General features: G+C 32.8%; 15 protein-coding genes and 4 pseudogenes. 6 read left to right on the top strand and 13 right to left on the bottom strand.

Going from position 1 to position 20,970, the window contains the following annotated elements; genetic code table 11:
* Positions 1-160: 160 nt before the first annotated feature.
* The 5 genes from ACFVQC_RS26155 to ACFVQC_RS26135 form a co-directional block, all read right to left on the bottom strand.
* The gene (locus ACFVQC_RS26155; protein ID WP_377899665.1) at positions 161-322 is read right to left on the bottom strand and encodes a hypothetical protein; all 162 of its coding nucleotides are present in this window, start codon (positions 320-322) and stop codon (positions 161-163) included.
* A 504-nt stretch (positions 323-826) separates the two neighbouring features.
* Positions 827-1,828, bottom strand: coding sequence for an acyltransferase family protein (locus ACFVQC_RS26150; RefSeq protein WP_377899663.1), 1,002 nt, complete (start codon positions 1,826-1,828; stop codon positions 827-829).
* Positions 1,818-2,900 (bottom strand): alanine/ornithine racemase family PLP-dependent enzyme, encoded by a 1,083-nt coding sequence (locus ACFVQC_RS26145; protein ID WP_377899662.1) that lies wholly within the window; start codon positions 2,898-2,900, stop codon positions 1,818-1,820. Before ACFVQC_RS26145 ends, ACFVQC_RS26150 begins: the two co-directional genes overlap by 11 nt.
* Entirely contained in the window at positions 2,897-4,270 is a 1,374-nt protein-coding gene (locus tag ACFVQC_RS26140; protein ID WP_377899661.1) for a UDP-N-acetylmuramoyl-tripeptide--D-alanyl-D-alanine ligase, read from the bottom strand. The genes ACFVQC_RS26145 and ACFVQC_RS26140 overlap by 4 nt, the downstream gene beginning before the upstream one ends.
* Positions 4,267-5,340, bottom strand: coding sequence for a D-alanine--D-alanine ligase family protein (locus ACFVQC_RS26135; protein ID WP_377899660.1), 1,074 nt, complete (start codon positions 5,338-5,340; stop codon positions 4,267-4,269). Before ACFVQC_RS26135 ends, ACFVQC_RS26140 begins: the two co-directional genes overlap by 4 nt.
* A gap of 327 nt (positions 5,341-5,667) precedes the next feature.
* Between ACFVQC_RS26135 and ACFVQC_RS26130 the strand changes: the two are divergent.
* The 3 pseudogenes from ACFVQC_RS26130 to ACFVQC_RS30255 all read left to right on the top strand — a co-directional run.
* Positions 5,668-6,017, top strand: a pseudogene (locus ACFVQC_RS26130) (IS6 family transposase); the annotation flags it as partial.
* A 68-nt stretch (positions 6,018-6,085) separates the two neighbouring features.
* Positions 6,086-6,489, top strand: a pseudogene (locus ACFVQC_RS26125) (helix-turn-helix domain-containing protein); the annotation flags it as partial.
* Positions 6,487-6,648, top strand: a pseudogene (locus ACFVQC_RS30255) (IS6 family transposase); the annotation flags it as partial. The pseudogenes ACFVQC_RS26125 and ACFVQC_RS30255, both read left to right, overlap by 3 nt.
* A gap of 97 nt (positions 6,649-6,745) precedes the next feature.
* On the opposite strand, the gene ACFVQC_RS26120 reads toward ACFVQC_RS30255, so the two are convergent.
* From ACFVQC_RS26120 to ACFVQC_RS26105, 4 genes and pseudogenes are all read right to left on the bottom strand, one after another.
* Positions 6,746-8,038, bottom strand: coding sequence for a D-alanyl-D-alanine carboxypeptidase family protein (locus tag ACFVQC_RS26120; protein WP_377899659.1), 1,293 nt, complete (start codon positions 8,036-8,038; stop codon positions 6,746-6,748).
* Positions 8,039-8,740: 702 nt separating this feature from the next.
* On the bottom strand, positions 8,741-9,499 hold the full coding sequence (locus ACFVQC_RS26115) for an ADP-ribosyltransferase (protein WP_377899658.1): 759 nt from the start codon (positions 9,497-9,499) through the stop codon (positions 8,741-8,743).
* 447 nt (positions 9,500-9,946) lie between these two features.
* Positions 9,947-10,351 (bottom strand): alpha-ketoglutarate permease, encoded by a 405-nt coding sequence (locus ACFVQC_RS26110; protein WP_377899657.1) that lies wholly within the window; start codon positions 10,349-10,351, stop codon positions 9,947-9,949.
* A 426-nt stretch (positions 10,352-10,777) separates the two neighbouring features.
* A pseudogene (locus ACFVQC_RS26105) lies at positions 10,778-11,341 on the bottom strand (IS4 family transposase); the annotation flags it as partial.
* Between the two features lie 409 nt (positions 11,342-11,750).
* On the opposite strand from ACFVQC_RS26105, the gene ACFVQC_RS26100 reads away from it, so the two are divergent.
* Complete coding sequence (locus tag ACFVQC_RS26100; RefSeq protein ID WP_377899656.1) at positions 11,751-13,133, top strand: alpha/beta hydrolase family protein; 1,383 nt, start codon at positions 11,751-11,753, stop codon at positions 13,131-13,133.
* A 405-nt stretch (positions 13,134-13,538) separates the two neighbouring features.
* On the opposite strand, the gene ACFVQC_RS26095 is transcribed toward ACFVQC_RS26100, so the two are convergent.
* Genes ACFVQC_RS26095 through ACFVQC_RS26085 form a run of 3 tightly spaced genes read right to left on the bottom strand, consistent with a single transcriptional unit; the run spans position 13,539 to position 17,539 of the window.
* The gene (locus tag ACFVQC_RS26095; RefSeq protein WP_377899655.1) at positions 13,539-16,007 is read right to left on the bottom strand and encodes an ABC transporter permease; all 2,469 of its coding nucleotides are present in this window, start codon (positions 16,005-16,007) and stop codon (positions 13,539-13,541) included.
* Positions 16,004-16,717, bottom strand: a complete 714-nt coding sequence (locus ACFVQC_RS26090; protein ID WP_215575532.1) for an ABC transporter ATP-binding protein — start codon at positions 16,715-16,717, stop codon at positions 16,004-16,006. The genes ACFVQC_RS26095 and ACFVQC_RS26090 overlap by 4 nt, the downstream gene beginning before the upstream one ends.
* Before the next feature lie 21 nt (positions 16,718-16,738).
* Positions 16,739-17,539, bottom strand: coding sequence for a lipoprotein BA_5634 family protein (locus ACFVQC_RS26085; protein ID WP_377899654.1), 801 nt, complete (start codon positions 17,537-17,539; stop codon positions 16,739-16,741).
* A 705-nt stretch (positions 17,540-18,244) separates the two neighbouring features.
* On the opposite strand from ACFVQC_RS26085, the gene ACFVQC_RS26080 reads away from it, so the two are divergent.
* Both ACFVQC_RS26080 and ACFVQC_RS26075 read left to right on the top strand, forming a co-directional pair.
* Entirely contained in the window at positions 18,245-18,937 is a 693-nt protein-coding gene (locus tag ACFVQC_RS26080; protein ID WP_215553670.1) for a response regulator transcription factor, read from the top strand.
* 4 nt (positions 18,938-18,941) lie between these two features.
* Positions 18,942-20,174 (top strand): HAMP domain-containing sensor histidine kinase, encoded by a 1,233-nt coding sequence (locus tag ACFVQC_RS26075; protein ID WP_377899653.1) that lies wholly within the window; start codon positions 18,942-18,944, stop codon positions 20,172-20,174.
* 83 nt (positions 20,175-20,257) lie between these two features.
* Here ACFVQC_RS26075 and ACFVQC_RS26070 read toward each other — a convergent pair whose 3' ends face one another.
* Complete coding sequence (locus ACFVQC_RS26070; RefSeq protein WP_377899652.1) at positions 20,258-20,965, bottom strand: IS6 family transposase; 708 nt, start codon at positions 20,963-20,965, stop codon at positions 20,258-20,260.
* Positions 20,966-20,970: the final 5 nt, after the last annotated feature.

The raw sequence follows: 20,970 nt of genomic DNA, 5'->3' as shown, positions 1-20,970 counted from the left end.
ATTTCTCTCTCCATTTGTTATATATGCAATATATATAAATTAAAATTTACAAAGGTGGCAATGAAAAAATGCCGTTGTTATTATATTAAGTAGCGGTTTTTATTGTAATTATTCGAGGTTCCATTCTATTTAACATCCGCTTTTATCACTTTTGGCGCATTTACTGTTGTAAGGGAGTGTTTTCTCCATATGGTACATCCATTAAAAGAGCACTTTTTTTTCGAATACCTAGCTTTCTTTTATTCGGTTGAAAATAAAGAATAACTATATACATAGGGATAAGCGCAATAAAAAGGTACTTTATTTTTTTTGAAAATTTCATTTTCTAGCCTCCATTTCTTTATATAATTAATTTAAAACAAAATATTTAATAGGAAAGAAAGATAAAATAAAGATTTTATAAAGATTGATAAAAGAAAAGGTATAGGTACACAGAGAGTGATACTTGTATTAGAATATGATCGAATTAAAGTCTTTTAAATAACGAATAGCACAACAGATTTTATTAAAATTCACATGTACAAATTGATTTAGAAAATCCATGTATTAGCTTGATTACGTGGATTACAATTTTTATTGTCCATTTGATGGAATAATGAATATTTTTTCATCATGTCACTTATTTAAACTAGATTTGCAATAGCATTCTAATCACTTATCTACTAAAAAGGAATCTACCTTTTTAGTAGATCCCTTTCATAATTAGAACAAATTTGAAGTTAGGTGAATAAGGAATTCATGCTCTTTCTAGCACATTCTGTTTTCATATATATTTTCGTTGTATAGCAAGAAATTTTTATTTGGGCCAAAAACCTCTAAGTTTTAATTAATATAATTTTTTAAAACACGGTATTTGTTTGCTAGCAAACAATAATACTATTGAAAAAATACATGTTCCCAATAATATAACTATAAAATACAACAAAGAATCTATACGATACAATTTTGAGAAGAGGATAAGAAATAAGCCATGTGACACATACATAAGAAAACTCAATGGTCTTAAAATGTGGTAACTCGAATGATTTTCTAAATTCACATTCAATAATGTCATAAATAGAAAATAAACAGTTGGTACTAGCGTAAACCACATGCCATTCCCCTTAGTAAAAGCTAAATTTTGCACATTAAATACTTCAAATATTAGTAATACAAATGATAGAGATAAAAAACCTAAATTATATTTTAATGAACTTTTCTTTTTTGAGTAAGCAATGTACATTCCTAGGCTTACAAAAAAGCTACCAAAAAACAAGCCATTTCTTGTTGTTAAAAATATAGTGTAGTACCAAGAAAATAAATCTTTCGAACCGAATATATCGAAATAAGATTGAAGAAAAGTACCACAAACAAAAAATATGAGAGTGATTCCCAACACTATCTGAGGTTTACATAATTTAAACAAAACAAATGAAAAGGCCATTGCAAAAATTAGGCCAGATAGATACCAAAGTGTGTAGTAACTACCTTCAAACAATGTTTTTTGAACATATACTAACCAATACCTCCACGACTCTCCACTTTTAATCCAACTATACATTTGTAATGGGAAGTATATTAGTATCCATGCAAAATAAAGTGCTATGACTCTACTTATCACTGATATTACTTGTGGTAAGTCATCTTTGATCGAATGGTTTATGCGGATCTTTTGGGCGAAAAAAAATCCAGATGCTACAAAGAAAAATGGAACGGCTATACGAGCTAATACCGAAACTAAAAAATAATTACCGTCCTGTGAATAATGAAAAAGTGGGTCCGTGTGAACAGTAATTACTAAAATTGCGGCAATAACTCGTGTTATATCAATGGCAACATTATGTTTCATTTATACAAACTTTTTCTATATAGTTAGAAGCCATTCCTGATAAAACACCGCTATACGTAATAATGTTAAAATCTATCCAATCGCCAATCGCAAAATTACGTGAACTATTTGTAACATCTATAATGCAATGATCGCTACTTGAACCCTCTACAGTAATATTTTCATCAATAGCTTTTAAGCCGTTGATATCTATATCTTGCTTTCCAATAGCAACAATTGCTCTTTTACGAATCCCTTTATCATTTGGAACAATTATTTTTCCAAATGCATTCATAACAGCTACTTCTCCTTTTGGTAACGAAGGTTTTGTTTGTATTTCGATAATCTCCGCCCGTAGCCTTATTACATCTTCTTCCCATTGATTCAGTTCATGACCATATGCAATCTCTCTTCCTAAAAATATAGATTGGTTAATTCGTAAATTATTAATACCCTTTGGGATTATCCCATCATATAGCATGTGTAAACTACTAGAATTTCCACCTGATATGATTGGTAATGGTATATTGTATTTATCACGAATTTCCTGTGCTAGCTGTGTTATTAATCCATAATTTTCTTTAGTAGGAATGATTCCACCAAAACAAGTTAAATTTGTTCCGATTCCAGTTATATTAATCCCTTTCATTTGTAAACTTTTCGATATGGTATCGTGAATTTTTTTTTCATCTTCATACCAAATACCTTCTCTAAGGTCTCCGACGTCAATCATGAGAATAACATCATGTTTTTTATTTAGTGCTTCGGCTACTTCTGAAAGTTTTTCTATTACTTTTAGCTCAGAGTTTAAACTGCAATGAGCATATTGTATAACATCATCAATTTCACTATATTTTGGTGATCTTAATAGTATTTTTTTAATTGGCAAGTGACTAAGCTTCTTCAAATTTTCAATGCGCGAATCGCCCAATGAATCTACCCCAGCTGCCATTAGTGCTACTGCAAAATCTTCATTACCGCAAACGCCTTTAGTAATACCTGTGATAGAGATATTATTTTGGTGTGCTTTTTTTACTAATTCTGACATGTTTTTCTTTACTTTATTTATATCTATTTGTAATTGCGGCTTCATAGGGTCACCCGCTGCTCTAACAGTTCAATTAATTTTTCAAATCGCAAATTCCTTGAAGCTTTAAATAAAATAGTACATGGTTCTTTTGTATACTCAATAATACCCTCAATTAATTCAGTTTCTTCTTTAAAATGTCTGGCTTGGTTTGGTAGAAATTCCTTTTGTACCCTAGCAATCGTGTGAAATGCTAATTCACCATATCCAAAAATTGTATCTAGCTTAGCTCTTTTTACATACTCACCAACTTGTTCATGTAGCATTCTATCCTGACTTCCCATATCTAACATATCACCCATCACAAAAAGCTTTCTAGAGCTAACATCTAATGAAGCAAGGGTATCTATAGCTACTTTTACACTTTCCGGATTAGATTTATACGTATCATTAATAATAGTTATGTTACCAATTTGAATTACTTCATTACGTTGTGAAGATAAAATTACATTATCTAACCCCTGTTGGATCCATTTATCTGACATATTAAAATATTTCGCCACACTAATGGCTACTAAACTATTAACTGCTTGATGTTCCCCTATAAGTGGTAAACGATATTGTACATTACTCTGTGAAGCTGTAAATGCTATGGAAGATGAGAATGTCCTACATGAAGTTAGATAGATGTCATTAATCTCTTCTACCCCAAAAGTACATTTTTTATGCGGATAATTTTTCGCCTCTTCAACTAGTAAAGAATGATCACCATTGAAAAAAAGTATGCCTTCTGGATCTAGTCCAATCATCATTTCCATTTTTTCTGATGCAATGTTCTTTAGTGATCCAAGATTACTTAAATGTGCATGACCAATATTTGTGATAATGCCGATATTTGGTTGGACCATTTTACTTAGAAATGTAATATCTCCTATACGCCCCATTCCCATCTCAATTACCGCCATTTCTACATCTTCTTTTAACTGCAGCAAGGTTAATGGAACACCAATTTCATTATTGTAATTCCCTTGAGTTTTCTGGGTTTTATAACTAGTAGATAAAATACTATGCAGAATATCTTTTGTAGATGTTTTTCCATTACTACCCGTTATACCAATAAAAGTAGCTTTTAGCTGTTGACGATAAGAAGCTGCTAATTGCTGTAGCGCTACTGTTGTATCATCTACAAAAATAACAGGTATGTTAGTAGGATAATTGGGCTCTCCCTTTTTCCATAATGTTGCTGCTGCTCCGTTTTTAATAGCTCCTTGAATAAAATGATGCCCATTACTATTCGGGCCAATAATTGGGATAAATAAGGAGCCGTCTACAAGATTTCGCGAATCAATTGAAACGCCTTTAATTACAACATTTTCACCTGTAAAATAACTTCTTTTGATCATATTAATAACTTCTGATAAGGTCCTTGTAATCATAAGACAGATTTCCTAAATTGAATATTATTTTTTTTCTTGTGTTTTAATAAGCCTAAATATATTAAACGGTCTAATAACTCGGAATATTTAATACCATCGGTTTTATCAAATAGCAGGGGGAACATGCTATGTTTTGTAAAACCTGGAAGTGTATTAACTTCATTTAAATAAATCGTATTTCCTTCTGTAACAAAGAAATCTATTCTCATCAGCCCTGAACCTTCTAAAGCTGTATAGGCTTCTTTCGCATATTTACACAACTGTAAATATGTTGTATCCGGAATAAGTGCTGGAATTTGTGGCGTCAAATGATCATCTTCATACTTATCCTCAAAATTAAAGAAGGTTTGTTCTCTTTTCCATTCTCCTGCTAAGGAGCAATGTATCTCCTCATTTCCTATTACGCCAACAATTACTTCTTTACCTACTACTTCTTTTTCAACAAGAATTTTATTATCATATAATAAGGCTACTTCAAGGGCTTGTACTAATTCTTCTTCATTTTTACAGTAGCCAATCCCTATGCTAGAACCCATGTTTGCAGGTTTTACATAACATGGGAATCCAATTTGTTTAATAACCTTTTTTATACAGTTCCTTTTACTGTAGTTATATTGATTTATATTGAAATATACATACGGTGTTTGTGGGATTAGATGCTGAGCAAATACTTTTTTAGACCAGACTTTGTCCATTCCAACAGCAGAGGCTATTACATTGTTTCCAACATATGCGATGTTTAACATTTCTAACATTCCTTGTAACGTTCCATCTTCCCCATAGGTACCGTGTAATACTGGAAACACAATACTGGTTTCATCTATTTCTTGTAGAAATTCACACATTGATTGTCCCGGATTTTCTTTTGTATCCATAATTAATTGGGGTTTCAATACTTTTTCATTACATATTAGCCTTGGTTTGCTCCACTTTCCTTCTCGTGTAATATATACAGCAAATACATCATACTGATTTTTATTTAATTCATTTAATACATTTAAGGCTGATTCTAAGGAAACCTCATGTTCAGCAGATTTACCACCATACAGCACGAATACTTTATGTCTCATTTTTTTACCTCCGAAAATTTAATAAGCCTAAAAAATCTATGTTTAAGCAATGTTTTGTTCACATTGCTTAATCTTTTTAATAAATTCTTTGTCAGCCCTTTTTTCTTAACTCACCTTGAGTTTAAAGCAGATTATTTAAATTAATAGAAAGATAAATTAAAGATTTTATAAAGAAATAGGAAACTTCTATATAAGAAATTTCCTATTAAAAAAATCACCTCTATTTTTTTAATAGTATATAGCACCTTAATAAGGTCTACTCGGTTCTGATGCGAAATTTTCTAAACTACGCTATACTTCCAGAAAAGAAAATGTGGAGAATCACAGATAGGATATTTTAAAGGAAAACAATTCAAGAAAGATATTATCTTAATAGCCGTGGGCTATTACTGTCGTTTTTCTTTAAGCTATCGAGATGTATCTGAGACCCTCAAGGAAAGTAGGGTGTCGGCTCATCCAACAACGATTATGTGTTGGGTTCATGAATATGGAAATTTGATCTATAAAATATGGAGGAAGAAAAAGAAGAACGTACACCTATCTTGGAAACTGGAAGAAACCTATATAAAAGTCAAAGGAAAATGGTGTTATTTATGCGTTCAATAGATACAGATGGGCACACATTGGATATCCACCTTCGTAAAAGACGAGTTTATCAGGCTGCCTATGCCTTTATCACCTTCCGACAGCAGCCTACTTATTTTGTTTACTATTAAGAAGAACGCTAGAAAATGAGGTGCAATCAATGTTAATAAATAAAGCATATAAATTTCGGATCTACCCGAATAAAATACAAGAAATCTTAATTCCGAACACGATTGGTTGTCGTCGATTTGTATTCAATCGCTTCCTTACTATGTGGAACAGTACATCCAAAGAAACAAGGAAAGGATTAACCTATCATTCTTGCTCTGCCGAGCTTACGCAATAAAAAAAGAAGTAGACAATATTGCTCTTCAATCCACATTAAAACAGCTAGCAGATGCTTTTTCTCGTTTTTTTAAGAAACCGAACGATCCTCCACGATTCAATTCCAAACGAAATAAAATTCAATCTTACACGACGAAACAAACAAATGGAAACATTCCTGTAATAGGCAATCAGATGAAATTACCTAAAATCGGACTTGTGAAGTTTGCAAAGAGCCGTTTTGCTAAATCCGCAGGATTTCAAAATCTTCTTCATGCCTCCCGTACGATAAAAGGTATTGAGACCATTCATTCCTTATATAAACAAAGGCGAAGCCTTCAAATAGACTCCGCCTTTTCGACATACAATGAACTCCAACAATTACTAGCCACTTCCTGAACATTTCTCAACCTGTTTATGCTTTTCTCAAACTTTGCAACAGAACTGTATTGAATATATCGTAAGAAAGAGCTCCCACAATGGAGAGCTCTTAAAATCAACCTTTTACTGTATCAACTGCACTATTCCACATGCCGCTAAAGAAACGTGTAAACCAATTTGCTTGTTCTACTTCAGATTTCGTTACAAGGTCTACTTGTAATGATTTACCTGATAAGAACCCAGGATCGTTACTATCTTTAGGCGATATAATCATTTGACTAATTGTTACACCTTTTTTAATAGGCGCTTCTTGTTCTTTATTCGATACTTTAAATTCTTTTTTATAAACGTCTTTGCTGCCCTTTGGCATTGGAAGTGAAACAGCTTGCTTCGTTTGAACTGCTACATCATTACCTTTTGCACTTTCTACCCGTACTGTTTCATGTCCTTTTACTGCTGAATCTTTTGCATAGGCCTTCTTCACTTCAAAATTCGCAAATCCATAATCATATAATTTCTTTGTTGCATCAAAACGTGCTGTATGAGAGTTTGCTTTAATTACTACAGAGATTAGACGCATACCGTTTCTTTCTACTGTGCCAGTGAAACAATCCCCAGCTTCTGGAGTTGTTCCAGTTTTCAAGCCATCTACACCTTCATATTGCTTAATTAAACCTTTTAACATCCAGTTCGAGTTCACCATATCAATTGGATACTTTCCCCCTTTTTGGAATGTTTTTTTCGAGATTTTTGCTGTATCTAACATTTGCGGGAAATCTTGAATGAGACGTTGTGCTAAAATCGCACAATCTCTTGCAGACATTTTATTTTTCTCGTCTGGAGTTGTCCCTTCAGGATGCTGTCCTTTTAAATCATTGTTTGTTAAGCCTGTAGAGTTTACAAATTTATAATTTTTCAATCCAAATTCTTTCGACTTATCGTTCATCATTTTTACGAAATCGACTTCTTTTCCAGCAATCGCTTCAGCTAAAGCAATTGTCGCACCATTGGCAGAGCAAATTGCCATTGCCTCGTATAGTTCTCTTACCGTATAATAACCACCGTTTTCTAGAGGCACATTTGATAATGAGCGATCTTGTGAAATTTCGTGTGCGTATTCAGAAACTTTAATTTTCTGATCCCACTTAAGTTTCCCTTTAGCTATAGCTTCACTAACTATGTACTCACTCATCATTTTTGTCATACTAGCAATTGCTAATAGTTCATCCGCATTTTTTTGATACAAAATTTTCCCGGAATCTGCTTCTACTAATATCGCTGCACCTGCTTCAATATTTAAAGCAGATCCTGTTTCTGCTGATACACTTCCATATGTAACAAACATGCTACAAGCGAGTGTAAGCACTGTTACTATCGTAATGAACCTCTTGCAAAAAATCCCTTTCATTTCTGTTACCCCCAATATCTTTCTACTCACATAATCATCATTCTAATATAATATAATATAATAGAAATAAGATATAATTATCAAATCCTATTCACATATAAAATATTAGGATATCTTTCACTCCCATCCTTTTCGACGCCAACACACATTCCTATTTGTAGTATCCTTGTACTTTTCAAAATGATCATTCCTTTCAGACTTTTAACACTTACAATAAATATTAAATTAGATGCAAGGTATCCAGTCTTCACCCTTACACTTAATAGACAATTTGAGTAACAACTTTGTTCCATAACTAAAAAGAAAATTTAACCTTAAGATAAAATATATGTTTCTGTTGCAAAGTTTTCTAAGCGAAGACGAAGTCTTTTCGGTGTACTAGGAATTACAACAACTATTAGTAATCCCCTAAACTATCCCAAATTCATAGACCTATTTAGGCCCGACACGACCTACAAAAGAAAATTGTATGTTTAATAAATATATTCTAGAAAACCCGATTTTTAATTGCGTAAATTCCATGGTGTCTTTATTTTCACGAGTGAACCATCCCGATAGAGTCTACTCTATTAGTGCATTTCTATAAGTCTGGTATAATGGTATCTAGGAGTCTCCCATACATCATTATCCTCATTTTGTTTTTTGGGATTTTATTTAATTTCGAAAATTTAACAAAAGAACTATATTATGGATTCGATTAAGTTAAGCTTTCATGATAGAAGCATCAACTAGTACATAATTGCTATTACCATTTTTAACGTATGAAATACCATTAACTTTATAGGTCGTATTTCTCGGCAATAACATCTCCATTTCCCATGGAGATGGGCTTAACGAAGCAAGATATGCTCCATGATTTCCCTTAGGTACCGTTAAACGGATTAAAATAGGTCGCCCACTAAAGCTTTCTGAAGCATCTTTAAGAATAGATGTACTCATATACGTATAATCTGTTTGATATTTCCCTAAGAATTTATTTTTAAATTTTAAAAATTCTTGTTTATTCAGTTTATTATCTTTTATAAGCGTGCCTTTCTCTAAGCCAAACGCACTTTCATTACTCCTACGATATACCACTATGTTATCAGGTACACTGGACACACTAAATGCTCGATCTAAATGCTTTATTTTTTGTTCCATTTCAATATCTTTTCCTGGTAATTGACCTTTATTCTCCTGAAGATAAGCATTTAAATGAAAATATCCTAGATCCGTATATGACACGAATTCTTTTTTCTCTGCACTACTAACGTTTGGAATCCACTGATTATAGAATTTGTTTCCCCAAGCAGTGGCAAGAGGTTTATCGGCCGAACGATTAAAATCTATGACCTTTTGGATATTTTTTTGTACTACAGGTTCTGTAGCCGCATGAACTGTTGAATAAAAAAATACTGTACTTCCAGTAACCATTGTACTGAGTGCTAGGACAACTGGTAAAAACTTTGTCTTGATTTTCATATACATCCTCCTTACTTTTTTCTAGTAAAAATAGAAATCCTTATACACCGATTACTCATTATAGATACTAATTATTAAATAAAACGAAAGATAAAATAAAGATTGTATAAAGATTTTGATGGATAGGAATCGTGTGCTATAAGCAGAATGAAGCTAGAAACTTTATATTTGAACTGTATCCTTTTTTGCACTAGATCCTTGTAACCCCCCTTATACACTCTTTGCGATTTTTTGGTTCTGTTGCAAATAATGAAACGTAAATTAAAATATTTGTGTTGTGACGTTACCACCAAAACTATTGCTCCAAACACCATGATTTGAAGAGACAGTACCCCATGTTCTAGCCTCAATTCCTCCTACAGTTCTATATTGAGTAAAACTAGTTGATCCCTATCATATAAAAAGAGCACCACTTTTTGGATGCTCTTCGTTATAACTATATATTATTTACTTTCCTTCTTTTGTTGGTACCATTTTTCCTTCTTGAGAGTCTGTACCTTCTGTTCTTTCAACAGTTTTTGCATGTTCTGGTTTTTCAGGGGCTCCCATTTCAAATCCAGGTTGAGAATCTGTACCTTCTTTTGTTGGTACCATTTTTCCTTCTTGAGAACCTGTACCTTCTGTTCTTTCAACAGTTTTTGCATCTCCTTTAGGAGTTGCTGGCACTCCATCTTTAGGTGCATCAAAGTTTTGTGAGAAAGGCGTTGTTCCATCTGCACTCTGTGTAATTACTTGATTTGAACTATCTTCATTCGATTTTAAATTGTCCATTTTCGTATCATCTGCACCTACTGCACCTCCCGCTACCAATCCTGTACTTAAAAGTGCTCCTGCTAATAATGTTTTAATCATTTTTCATTACCTCCTTGTTTTGTTTGGAACTACATTTAGCATAAGACAAGAATCTATAGTTGATATGGACTGTATCTGGAGATTATGTAAAGAAAAATAGATGATCAGTTGTATATCCTAATGGGTGTTTAGACAAGATTGAAACTTTATATGAGTTTGATAATTTAGTTATCCTTTGTTTTTGGGTGTGAGGTTTTTGGCTTGGGTGAAGTGAGGAGCTAACCTTTTCTAAAAGGAAGAAAAGGTACTATATAATACTTTCATAATAATGTTATGTTTAATTCCTAACTCTCTTTTGGCCTCTTTTTGATAACTAAAAAGAAGAAGCTTTAAATGCCCACTGTATGGAAAGGCTTTCTTTCACTTGGATTATTGAACATTGGCATTAGGCTATATAGTGCTGTAGGGATACCGCCACATCACAATCACAGTTGGTGCACACAGAGAGCCGTAAGTGCGATCATGTTGCTTACCTGGACCTGTATGAATATGAAGGAACTGTCCACTTAACAAATCATACTCAAGTTGAATTTTTATCCCAGCTGTATAGCTGCATCCTCCTGCACCTGGATAAACGAATGAACATACATCCGGGAGTTGAAATGCAGTTGAATCTAAAATACGAATACACTTGAAAACAGAAGTGTATGGAGAAGAAATCGGCATAGATGCGAACAATTTTTTGCTTAGTAGTTCGGCCAGTAGGTGTTGTAAAAGTTGGACGGCCGCCTTATTAAATCGTTGATTCAGTCCCTCAGGACTGATAAGTACTGCTGTTGATGCTTCTAAACAGCTAGATAACTGAGCTAAAGAAGTCATAGTATTTTGGCTCACCCATACACATAAAGCTACTAAATCTTTTGCTTGATACTTACTGCTTCGTTGTACAAAACCAATATCTCTAGCAAGATCCCGTAAGGTATTTGGAGATAAAAAACTTTGAATCTCTTGAGCAAATAGGTGCAATTCGTCAGACACAGAAACAGACATAAAAAACGCCATCCTTTCCTATGATTCTACAGAAAGAATAGCGTATTTTTTCATTTTAGGGTGGCATTTCTTTTTATTAGCTTGATAACGATAGGGTAGCACCACATATCCATCAAGCTAAGGTTTTAAGATATCCCAAAAACAAAAATTTTATACACTTAAGGAATTTGTAAGTATCAAGTAAGAAAAACGAGAGCTTTGTTTCGTATAATCAAAATATAAAGTGAAGGAAGAAAGATTATTTCTGGGGTTAATATGCATGTGGAAAAAGGAGAAATCTACGGCTTTTTAGAGTAATAATATCAGTATGTCCAAGTCTTGGAGATTACTTGCAAATATTTTGAAGTTTTTGCACCAGAACCCTAATTACCATAACTGTTTTTTATCATAACATATTGGAGGTTAAAACATGAATAAAAAAAAGAAAATACAAAAATCAGCACTTACCTTTACCCTACTCTTTTCTTTAGGCGTTTTATCTTTCCCGCTTACAACAGCTATTCACGCAGATACACGCGAGGAACAATCTAAAAAAAAGAAACTACTCTCTTTAACGGAGCGTACATCATTATTTTTTGAATATCTCCAGCAAGGTAAGTATGCAGAGGCACTCCAGTTGACTTCTGCTGCTTTTCAATCCAAGTTTACAGCAAACACATTACAAAACTGGTGGACACAAAGTGACTGGAGCGGGATAAAAAGCATGGGAACCCCCGTGATAAAAGAACGAAACTTGGTCCATCAGACGGTGGAAATTCCAAGAACTACCCAAGGAACTACCATGCCGCTACTCCTTAAATTTACACCTGGTGGAAAAGTAGATGAAGTTGGGGTAAGGATGCCTCCAGAATCTTATACCATCCCGCATCCTAGCTATGATCAACCTGCTTCCTATCAAGAACGTGAAATCGTCATTGGAAATTCTACATATCCGTTACCAGCCACATTAACGGTTCCGAAACATAAACCTGGAGAAAAGGTACCCGTAGTTGTTCTTGTTCATGGTGCTGGCATCCATGATCGCGATAGTACATATCTGGGAACAAAAATCTTACGAGACCTTGCGGTGGGCCTTTCATCCAACGGAATTGCAGTGTTACGCTATGAAAAACGCACCTTAGAACACGCGTTAAAGATGAGTGCAGAACCTGGTACGTTAGACCGTGATACTACAGATGATGCCATATATGCAGCAAAATCAGCAGCCCAGCAGGAAGGTATTGATCCAAATAATATTTTCATTCTTGGACATAGCCTAGGAGCTGGCACAATGCCGCGTATACTGAGCAAAGCACCTTCCTCACTTGTCAGAGGAAGTATCTTACTCGCACCACCTGCACGCCCTTTGACTGACATTGCCATTGATCAGAATCAATACCTTGGGGCGCCAAAGGAAGTAATCGATGAACTAAAAAGACAGGTCGCATTTATCCAGGATCCTACTTTTGATCCAGACCATCCTCCAGCTGGCTACAATTTTGGGTCGCCCCATTTTATGTATGATGTTTCTAGGTGGCGTCCAGTTGAAGAGGCAAAATCACGAAAAGAGCCTTTACTGATTCTGCAAGGGGCACGCGATTATCAAGTAACAGTAAAAGATGAATATACAAAATGGCAGGAAGGACTTTCAAACCGCAGGAATGTTCAGTTCAAAGAATACCCGAAATTGAATCATTTCTTCACGGAGGGAGATGGAGAATTAAGTCTTCCTAGTGAATACGAAATCCCTGCTAATGTTCCCGAGTACGTCATCCAGGACATTATTACATGGGTCAACGAGACAAAAAAATAAGATAACATCAAAAGCCTTCATGCAATCATCATTGCGTGAAGGCTTTTTTGAAACTAGTGATTTCATCCAAGTGATTCAGACATATCTATTATTTTCGATATCATTTTATATAATATTTGCCCCATAACGAAAAATTAGAGTCATTTATAGCAATGAAGTTCATTTTTATCGTTTTTGGGGCAACCCGTTCTGTTAGGTTGATAGCAATGTGGCTGAACCCCTAAACGTACAATTTTCTTTTCTCGGTCGTGTCGGGCCTTATAGCATTTAGGTAATCAGCTATTTGTTAATCGTGAGGCAGCTATTTTTAGCTAAAAAACCAATAATAGAAATATAATACAGATTACGAACCCTTTTACACGTATCTCGGCTGAACCTCAGAATCACATATTGTTATGACTACTGCTATTCTTCTCTAATTACATCTATAACGTTATCCTTTCTAATTTTCCGAAGCGGAATTAGTACCGATACATAACTAATCAACAGTGCAGTTATAAATGTGATGAAGCTAGATTGATAAGGAATAATCCATTCAAACGACACCGTATTTGAAAGTGCTACATAAAGAATATACGACAGCATACAACCGAAATAGATCCCTTGTATGCTTCCAAAGAAACCGTACAGGAGTCCTTCATATATAACCATCTTTTTCAAATCCTTTTGCGACATACCAATCGATTTTAAAGCAGCTAGTTCTTTTCTTCTCATAATGATGCTGACTGTAATGGTATTTAAAATATTCACACAACCAATCAGTGTAATAACAGCTATAAATCCGTACCCTAATATTTTTATATAAAGTATATTATCTTTATGGAAATTACTTTGAACAATATTATTTTTTACATCTATAGATGCATCTCCACCGAGTTTCTTTTGTATATCTAAAATTGTAGCATCAGCCTGATATTGATTCTCTAAATCAATTTCAAAACCTGTTAATTTTTGTGGAGATGGTGTAATATATTCGGCTATTTGTTCACTAGTAATAAAAGTTATGGTATCCATCACTCTGCTCATATTAAAAATATCCAATTCTACAATTGCAGCTATTTTTAAAACTTCTAGTTTTTCTTCATTGTAGGAGATTTCCTCTGTAGATTTTCTTTCCTGCTGACTTGTTATTTGGATTTCATCCCCTACCTGAAAAGTGCTTAGAGAACCTATATATTTTTTACTTGTATTCATATCATTTGATGCAGCTTGTTTTACTAAAATAACCTCTTTTTCACGATTTAATTTTGAAATATCAATCCTTCCACTAGTTACATTTTCAGCTAGTTTCTTTAAACTACTCTCATCGTATGCTTTTATTTGTGTTTTCATAACTTCTACAGTTTGATTATTATATTTTACTTTTTGATACAGCGATTCATTTCCTTGTAATTCTTTAATTTGTTTATTTTTTGGTACTTTCGTATAAAAATCATGTGCCTGATATTGCTTGTACAGCTTCTCTACGTTATTAATTTTATAAAGATTTCGACTCATACGATCTATACTAGGCCTGTCTAAATTCGAATTAACCGAAACTGATATGTCCGATTTTAGAGCTTGAATTTCCGGTTGTTTACGCTGAATGACAGTATCTATGAGAAACGTAAACGTGATATACAGTACACTACTTATAATAATAGACAAAATTGTAACTGTATATCTATTGGGATTCCTTTGTATATTTTTTAATGCCATACTTAACGGAAAAGATAGTGGTTTCTTTAGCTTTGTTCCCTTTTTTTTCTTTATTTTATCTTTTTTTATAGCTAATCGGCTACTTACGGCCAGTAACGGTGAAATTCTACCTGCAAAAAAAGCAGGAAAATAGCTTGAAATATAGACAGTTATCAATGTAATTAAAGAACTTACACATATAATTAACCAATCTAATTTAATTGTATATCCCATAGAATTTTTAAGTACGTTTATCAGTACTTGATTAAGTAAAAAGACTACTAATATACTGCACAAAACCCCAAAAAAGATAGCAATAATAGAAAGAAATGTTGCTTCTCTTATCACAATTTTTCTAATTTGTTTTTTGGTAGCTCCTATACTTCTCAATAACCCAAACTGTTTCATTCGCTCTACTATACTAATTTGAAATGCATTGTAAATAATAACAATCGTAGAAATCACAACAATCCCAATACTAATAGCGGCTGCCACCATGATCTCCACACTAGGCTTTAAGGCTCTCTTTAATTCGACATTCACTTTTATATTTTCTTTATCCGTCAATAATTTAAATTGATTTTCAACTTCATCAAAGTTTGCGTACTTATTCAATTCAATCAATACGCTACCTTCTCCAACTTTAAACTTATTTTTATATGTCCATAATTGGCCTGTTTTGTTTCCCTTAGTACTACTAGAATCATTTAGCAAACCAACAAGTTTATATTTTTTTTCATGAATAGTAAACATATCGCCTAATTTAAGATTAGGCCCGAAGTAAGGTAGCATCCATTTTTCCAAAACAGCCTCATTTTCAGTTGAAGGTAGCTTACCTTGTACAGGAATACTAGACTTTAAAAACTTTAATGCTTGATGATCTGCATACATATAAGAGACAGCTATCTCATCAAAATGGAACGTCTCTCCTGAAGATATAATGCCATAAGAAGATATATTGGGATTACTTTTTATCATATTGAAAAGCTTTTGATTATAATTTTCAACTGAAATATTTGCGGAACCCATAGAACCTTTTTTAGCATTTTCAATTCCCGAAGTGTATCCGCTATTAAAAAACAGTCCAATCGTTGTTATTAGCGCCAATGCTAAAATAATCCCTGTTAATGTTAGCAAAGTACGTTTGATATTACTCCTGAGATATTTTTGACTTAACTGTTTGTAACTACGAATCAATATTCCTCCCCTCCACAGTTTGCATGATTTTGTACTAATTGTTTATCTGAAATAATCATTCCATCTTCAATGGTTATTATTCGATCAGAATTTGATGCGATAGCAGGGTCATGGGTAATTAAAATCACCGTCTGATTATATTTTTTAGCCGTTACTTTTAATAAATTCAACACTTCTTTTGTATTTTTTGTATCTAAATTTCCAGTAGGTTCATCCGCTAAAATAATATCGGGTTTATTTATAAGAGATCTACCAATAGATACCCTTTGTTGTTGACCACCTGATAATTCAGAAGGCAAATGATCTCGTCTTTCATTTAACCCTAGAGTTCGTATAATTTCATCCAGGTAATGATCATCTACCTGTTCCTCGTCCAATAGGGCTGGCAAAGCAATATTTTCTTGTACATTCAAGACAGGAATCAAATTAAAAAACTGAAATATAAAGCCAACTTTTCTTCGGCGAAAAATAGAAAGTTCATTATCTTTATAATTGTATATATTTTCGCCTCCTATAAACACATTTCCTGAACTCGGACGATCCAGCCCTCCTAAAATATGCAATAACGTACTTTTACCAGAGCCTGACGCTCCAACTATGGTTACGAATTCTCCCCTATGGATGGAAAGATTAATTCCTTTTAACGCCTGTACTTGCGTTTCTCCCTCTCCATATGTTTTTACTACATTTTCTAATTTAACAACCTCCATAAAGCCCATCCTTTTCATAGATTAATTTTGAATCTCTACAAAATAGAGTTTATCCTTATCGTAGTCACCATTCTCGTCTTTTACTTCATACACTTCTGAAATGTTTTCGACCACCTTGTTTATCTTGTTTTTATTTTTATAATCAAAATTTTCTTTTGCAAACTGAATTAACGAAAGGTTTACTTCTTTTTCTTGTAATTGTTTATATGTTTCCTCATTAACAATCACTATGGGTGATGAAAAATAGCCAATCCAATTATTTTGTTCGATATGTTGAACAGGTATCATTTGTCCATTTAAATTTAATTTCCCATCCTGTATCTCCCCAGGTTCTTCCTTTTTTCTGTAAAATAAGTTTTTTTCACTCGCTAATTCTTTTATTTCTTTTACCGGGGTTGAAGTCATTGAGCTATCTTCTTTTGATAAGGGCGTTCTTACAATACCTTTTTTTAAGAATTTTTCAGCTGTAGATTTTGTAATTACCGCATATTGTTTCTTTCTAACAGATGATTTATCAATTTCCTTGTCCATCTCTTCTTCAGTCATATTTTCTTCTTTTTCTTTCCATTCTTTCTTAATCTCTTCTTTCTGTTCGGTAGTGAGTTCTTGTTTTATTAATTCTGTGACCAATTTATAACTATAATCTGCTGTTTGTACGTTTTGATCTTTATACAGATTTTTAACAGCAGATATATTTTCTTTTGTTCCCGATACCATGATACCGTTTACTGGTTGTGAGGGACCATTTATATATCGATTTACAGCAAATCCTATACCTATAAAAATTACTGTTACTGCTAGAAATACTATTATCTTTTTCATTTTCTTCCTCCTTAAATGCTGTGTTAAATTTTAGATTAAAACAGTAGTTTTTTTATATGACCAAAGCTTAAAATACTACAATTGTTAATAAAAAATGATTACCTTCAGTATAGACGTCTTTTCTTGCTAATTGAATGACTCTTGTCTTACTATATATACTTTAATCTTACAGTTTAGTAAGATTACTAAATCTAACTTTTTATATACTCGTAACTCTGATCAAGATATATTTTAAAATTGTACAATTAAATGGCTTTAATACACTTATTTAAGTACACACATACTTTTCAAATTCTCGAAAATCCACTGCCATTTAGCTATTATCCCCAATAATCTGTTTTTTTGAATTCATTTACATAATTAATGCGAATCCAATTTTCATTTAACATTTTTGTATAAGATAACTTAAATAAAACATTACTGATTTTATAAAGGCGTACAAATTCAACAGGACTCTATTACAAGGTTTTTCAAAATATAAGCAAGAATATGTATGAATTACGTAAATATTATGCTTTAAGTAATTGTTGTATCTCATTATGTGCTGAAAAGCTGAAAGCCGATTTGGGTATTATGCTTATACTCAGAAAAGCCTCTAAAAGTCCATTTCCATACTAGACTATTTTAAATTAGCCAATCAACGTGTAAAATAACTGTCATAATCTAAAATACTTCAATAATCAAAGACAAATGAGGAGAGAGACTGTGGATAAATTATTATTCGTTGAAGACGATAACGATCTAGGAATGGCTATTGAGTTTACTCTAAAAGGAGAAGGGCTTGAGGTTATAAGAGTTTCTACTGTACAAGATGCAAAAGACCAATACGAAAATAATAAATTTGATTTAGCTATATTGGATGTTGGACTCCCAGATGGAAATGGGTATGATTTATGTACCTATCTTAAAAGAAAAGGTGATATACCTATTATTTTTCTCACAGCACTAGATGAGGAAGCAAATGTAGTAATGGGCCTTGAAATTGGTGGAGATGATTATATAACAAAACCCTTCAGGGTAAAAGAGCTATTATCTAGAGTAAAGGTACAATTAAGAAAAAAAATTAAAACAGCTTCTAATACTATATTGAGGTCTGGAAATATACAGCTTGAAGTTGAAGCGGCCAGAGCTTTTAAGCATGAGAAAAGTATAAATTTAACGCATTTAGAATACAAACTCTTATTAACGTTAATGCTAAATCCTCATAAAGTATTACAAAGAAATGAGATATTGAAAAAAATAGCAGATGAAAGTGAAGTGTTTTTCGATGAAAATACTCTTTCTGTTTATGTAAAAAGATTAAGAAGTAAAATTGAGGATACTCCACAAAACCCTAACTGCATAATCACACAAAGAGGTCTCGGATATTATTGGAATAAAGACGTCAGTAAGGAGTAATTTAATGATAAATCGAGAAATAAAAATTAATATACTTACATTAGCATTAATCTCTTTTTTATTTATTATATATCAAGTTATCACAGTTCATATTCTATATGATCATTTAAAAAATGATTATATTACTATTTGGAGTGAAATTACCGGAAAACTTATTGCACAAAACCCAGAAAATGAATACGAAATAATACAAGCACTTACAAATGATACAGCGAATAAAAAAGATTATTCCAGTGATGGAGAAATGCTATTAAATCAATATGGTCTATCTGCTGAATTGGATTCAAGACTTTTTCCTTATTTAAATAAACATATATCCCAAAACAATATATACATGTTCCTTGGAGCAATAGGGTTCAGTTTAATCCTAATTTTTCTAAATTACTTACAATATAAATCTTTTTTCTTAAAAATTAGAAATGTAACAGCTGCAGCGAATAAAATTATTGAAGGTGATTACACCATTGATATCAAGGAAAATAGAGAAGGAGATCTAGCTAAACTTGCTAATTCTTTTCATAAACTGAAAAATGTTATTAGAAAAAGTATGCATAATTTATTGGAAGAGAAACAATTTTTAATTCAAACTTTACAAGATATTTCTCATCAACTAAAAACACCACTCTCAACACTAACAGTGAACAACGATATCTTATTACAAGGTAAATTAAATGAACAGCAACATCATTTTTTACACAATAATGATGTTCAAATTTCAAGAATCAGCTTTTTAATACATAATTTATTAAAAGTTTCAAAAATAGATGCTAGGGCAATACTATTTGAAAAAGAAAACTCTGATATTATTGATACAATTTATGAGGTCATTGCTAGTTTGAACAGTAAATTAAATAAAAAAAATATGAACATACATTTAAAAACCAATGAAAAAATATCACTTTTCCATGACAGTATTTGGATGCAAGAAGCTTTATTAAATATTTTAAAGAATTCTATTGAACATTCAAATGAGAATGGTTCCATTTATATTGAAGTCACAAACTCTCCTATTCATACTGAAATTATAATTCAAGATTTTGGTGAAGGTATTGCCTCAGAAGATTTGCCATATATATTCGATAGATTTTACAAAACAAAAAATTCTAATAAAGAAGGGTCCATTGGAATTGGCTTAGCACTAGCAAAATCAATTATCGAAGCTCATCATGGATTTATTAAAGTAGAAAGCCAAAAACACTCATTCACAAAATTTACAATAACTTTTATGAAGTATTAATAGTTCATAAAAGTTATTGTGATTCTGGTGCAAAAATAAAATATAGGAGAATAAAGCACATATATTCCTAACGGAATCGTATCTTATGCTGCAAGTCCAAACAATTGATGGATGAATTCTTTCTGATTTTGGACAGACTGGTCCCGTAAATCAAGCTGCTCTTTTTTAATCATATGCATGGCTTCTACTCCAGAAAGAATGGATGTAGCTGTGTCAAAACATTTGAACCCTAGCATAGAACGGATTCGCTTCTTTATAAAGCCATGATCTTGTTCTACTATGTTATTCAAGTACTTTTGTTGTCTAAGTTGCATACCATCAGGTATGCTTTTTTCTTTTTTCAACTGTTCAATTGCTATAGGATAAGCCGGGTTCTTATCGACTGTTATAACACGTGGCTTTGAAACATGAAAAGACCGCAAGGCTTTCTTGAAAAAGCGCTTTGCAGCCTTCTGGTCTCTTGTTTTGTTAAGGAAAAAATCAATTGTGTTTCCTTTCAAATCAACAGCACGATACAGATACATCCATTGACCTTTTACTTTGATATATGTTTCATCGACTCTCCAAGAGTCATTTGTTTGTTTGAGGTGACGGCGAATTCGTTTGTCCAATTCAGGACCATACTGATGAACCCAACGCATAATCGTTGTATGAGAAATGGATAAACCCCGTTCTTCTAGCATTTCCACCAAATCACGAAAACTGAGGTTGTACCGTAGGTACCATCTTACCGTTAACAAAATAATATCAGGCTGATAATGCTTCCATTTGAATACATTTTCCTTTTCCATACCAA

Source organism: Bacillus sp. NPDC057893 (assembly GCF_042796455.1).
Lineage (GTDB): Bacteria > Bacillota > Bacilli > Bacillales > Bacillaceae_G > Bacillus_A.
The sequence above is the reverse complement of the archived record's forward strand: the minus strand, read 5'-3'. Positions and strand labels throughout refer to the sequence as shown.

Excerpts from the sequence above, each read along its gene's own strand:
- ACFVQC_RS26090 (WP_215575532.1), bottom strand. The coding sequence starts at position 16,717 with ATGGAGGTTGTTAAATTAGAAAATGTAGTAAAAACATATGGAGAGGGA.
- ACFVQC_RS26155 (WP_377899665.1), bottom strand. The coding sequence starts at position 322 with ATGAAATTTTCAAAAAAAATAAAGTACCTTTTTATTGCGCTTATCCCT.
- ACFVQC_RS26135 (WP_377899660.1), bottom strand. The coding sequence starts at position 5,340 with ATGAGACATAAAGTATTCGTGCTGTATGGTGGTAAATCTGCTGAACAT.
- ACFVQC_RS26075 (WP_377899653.1), top strand. The coding sequence starts at position 18,942 with ATGATAAATCGAGAAATAAAAATTAATATACTTACATTAGCATTAATC.
- ACFVQC_RS26145 (WP_377899662.1), bottom strand. The coding sequence starts at position 2,900 with ATGAAGCCGCAATTACAAATAGATATAAATAAAGTAAAGAAAAACATG.
- ACFVQC_RS26100 (WP_377899656.1), top strand. The coding sequence starts at position 11,751 with ATGAATAAAAAAAAGAAAATACAAAAATCAGCACTTACCTTTACCCTA.
- ACFVQC_RS26120 (WP_377899659.1), bottom strand. The coding sequence starts at position 8,038 with ATGAAAGGGATTTTTTGCAAGAGGTTCATTACGATAGTAACAGTGCTT.
- ACFVQC_RS26140 (WP_377899661.1), bottom strand. The coding sequence starts at position 4,270 with ATGATTACAAGGACCTTATCAGAAGTTATTAATATGATCAAAAGAAGT.
- ACFVQC_RS26115 (WP_377899658.1), bottom strand. The coding sequence starts at position 9,499 with ATGAAAATCAAGACAAAGTTTTTACCAGTTGTCCTAGCACTCAGTACA.
- ACFVQC_RS26070 (WP_377899652.1), bottom strand. The coding sequence starts at position 20,965 with ATGGAAAAGGAAAATGTATTCAAATGGAAGCATTATCAGCCTGATATT.
- ACFVQC_RS26150 (WP_377899663.1), bottom strand. The coding sequence starts at position 1,828 with ATGAAACATAATGTTGCCATTGATATAACACGAGTTATTGCCGCAATT.
- ACFVQC_RS26110 (WP_377899657.1), bottom strand. The coding sequence starts at position 10,351 with ATGATTAAAACATTATTAGCAGGAGCACTTTTAAGTACAGGATTGGTA.
- ACFVQC_RS26085 (WP_377899654.1), bottom strand. The coding sequence starts at position 17,539 with ATGAAAAAGATAATAGTATTTCTAGCAGTAACAGTAATTTTTATAGGT.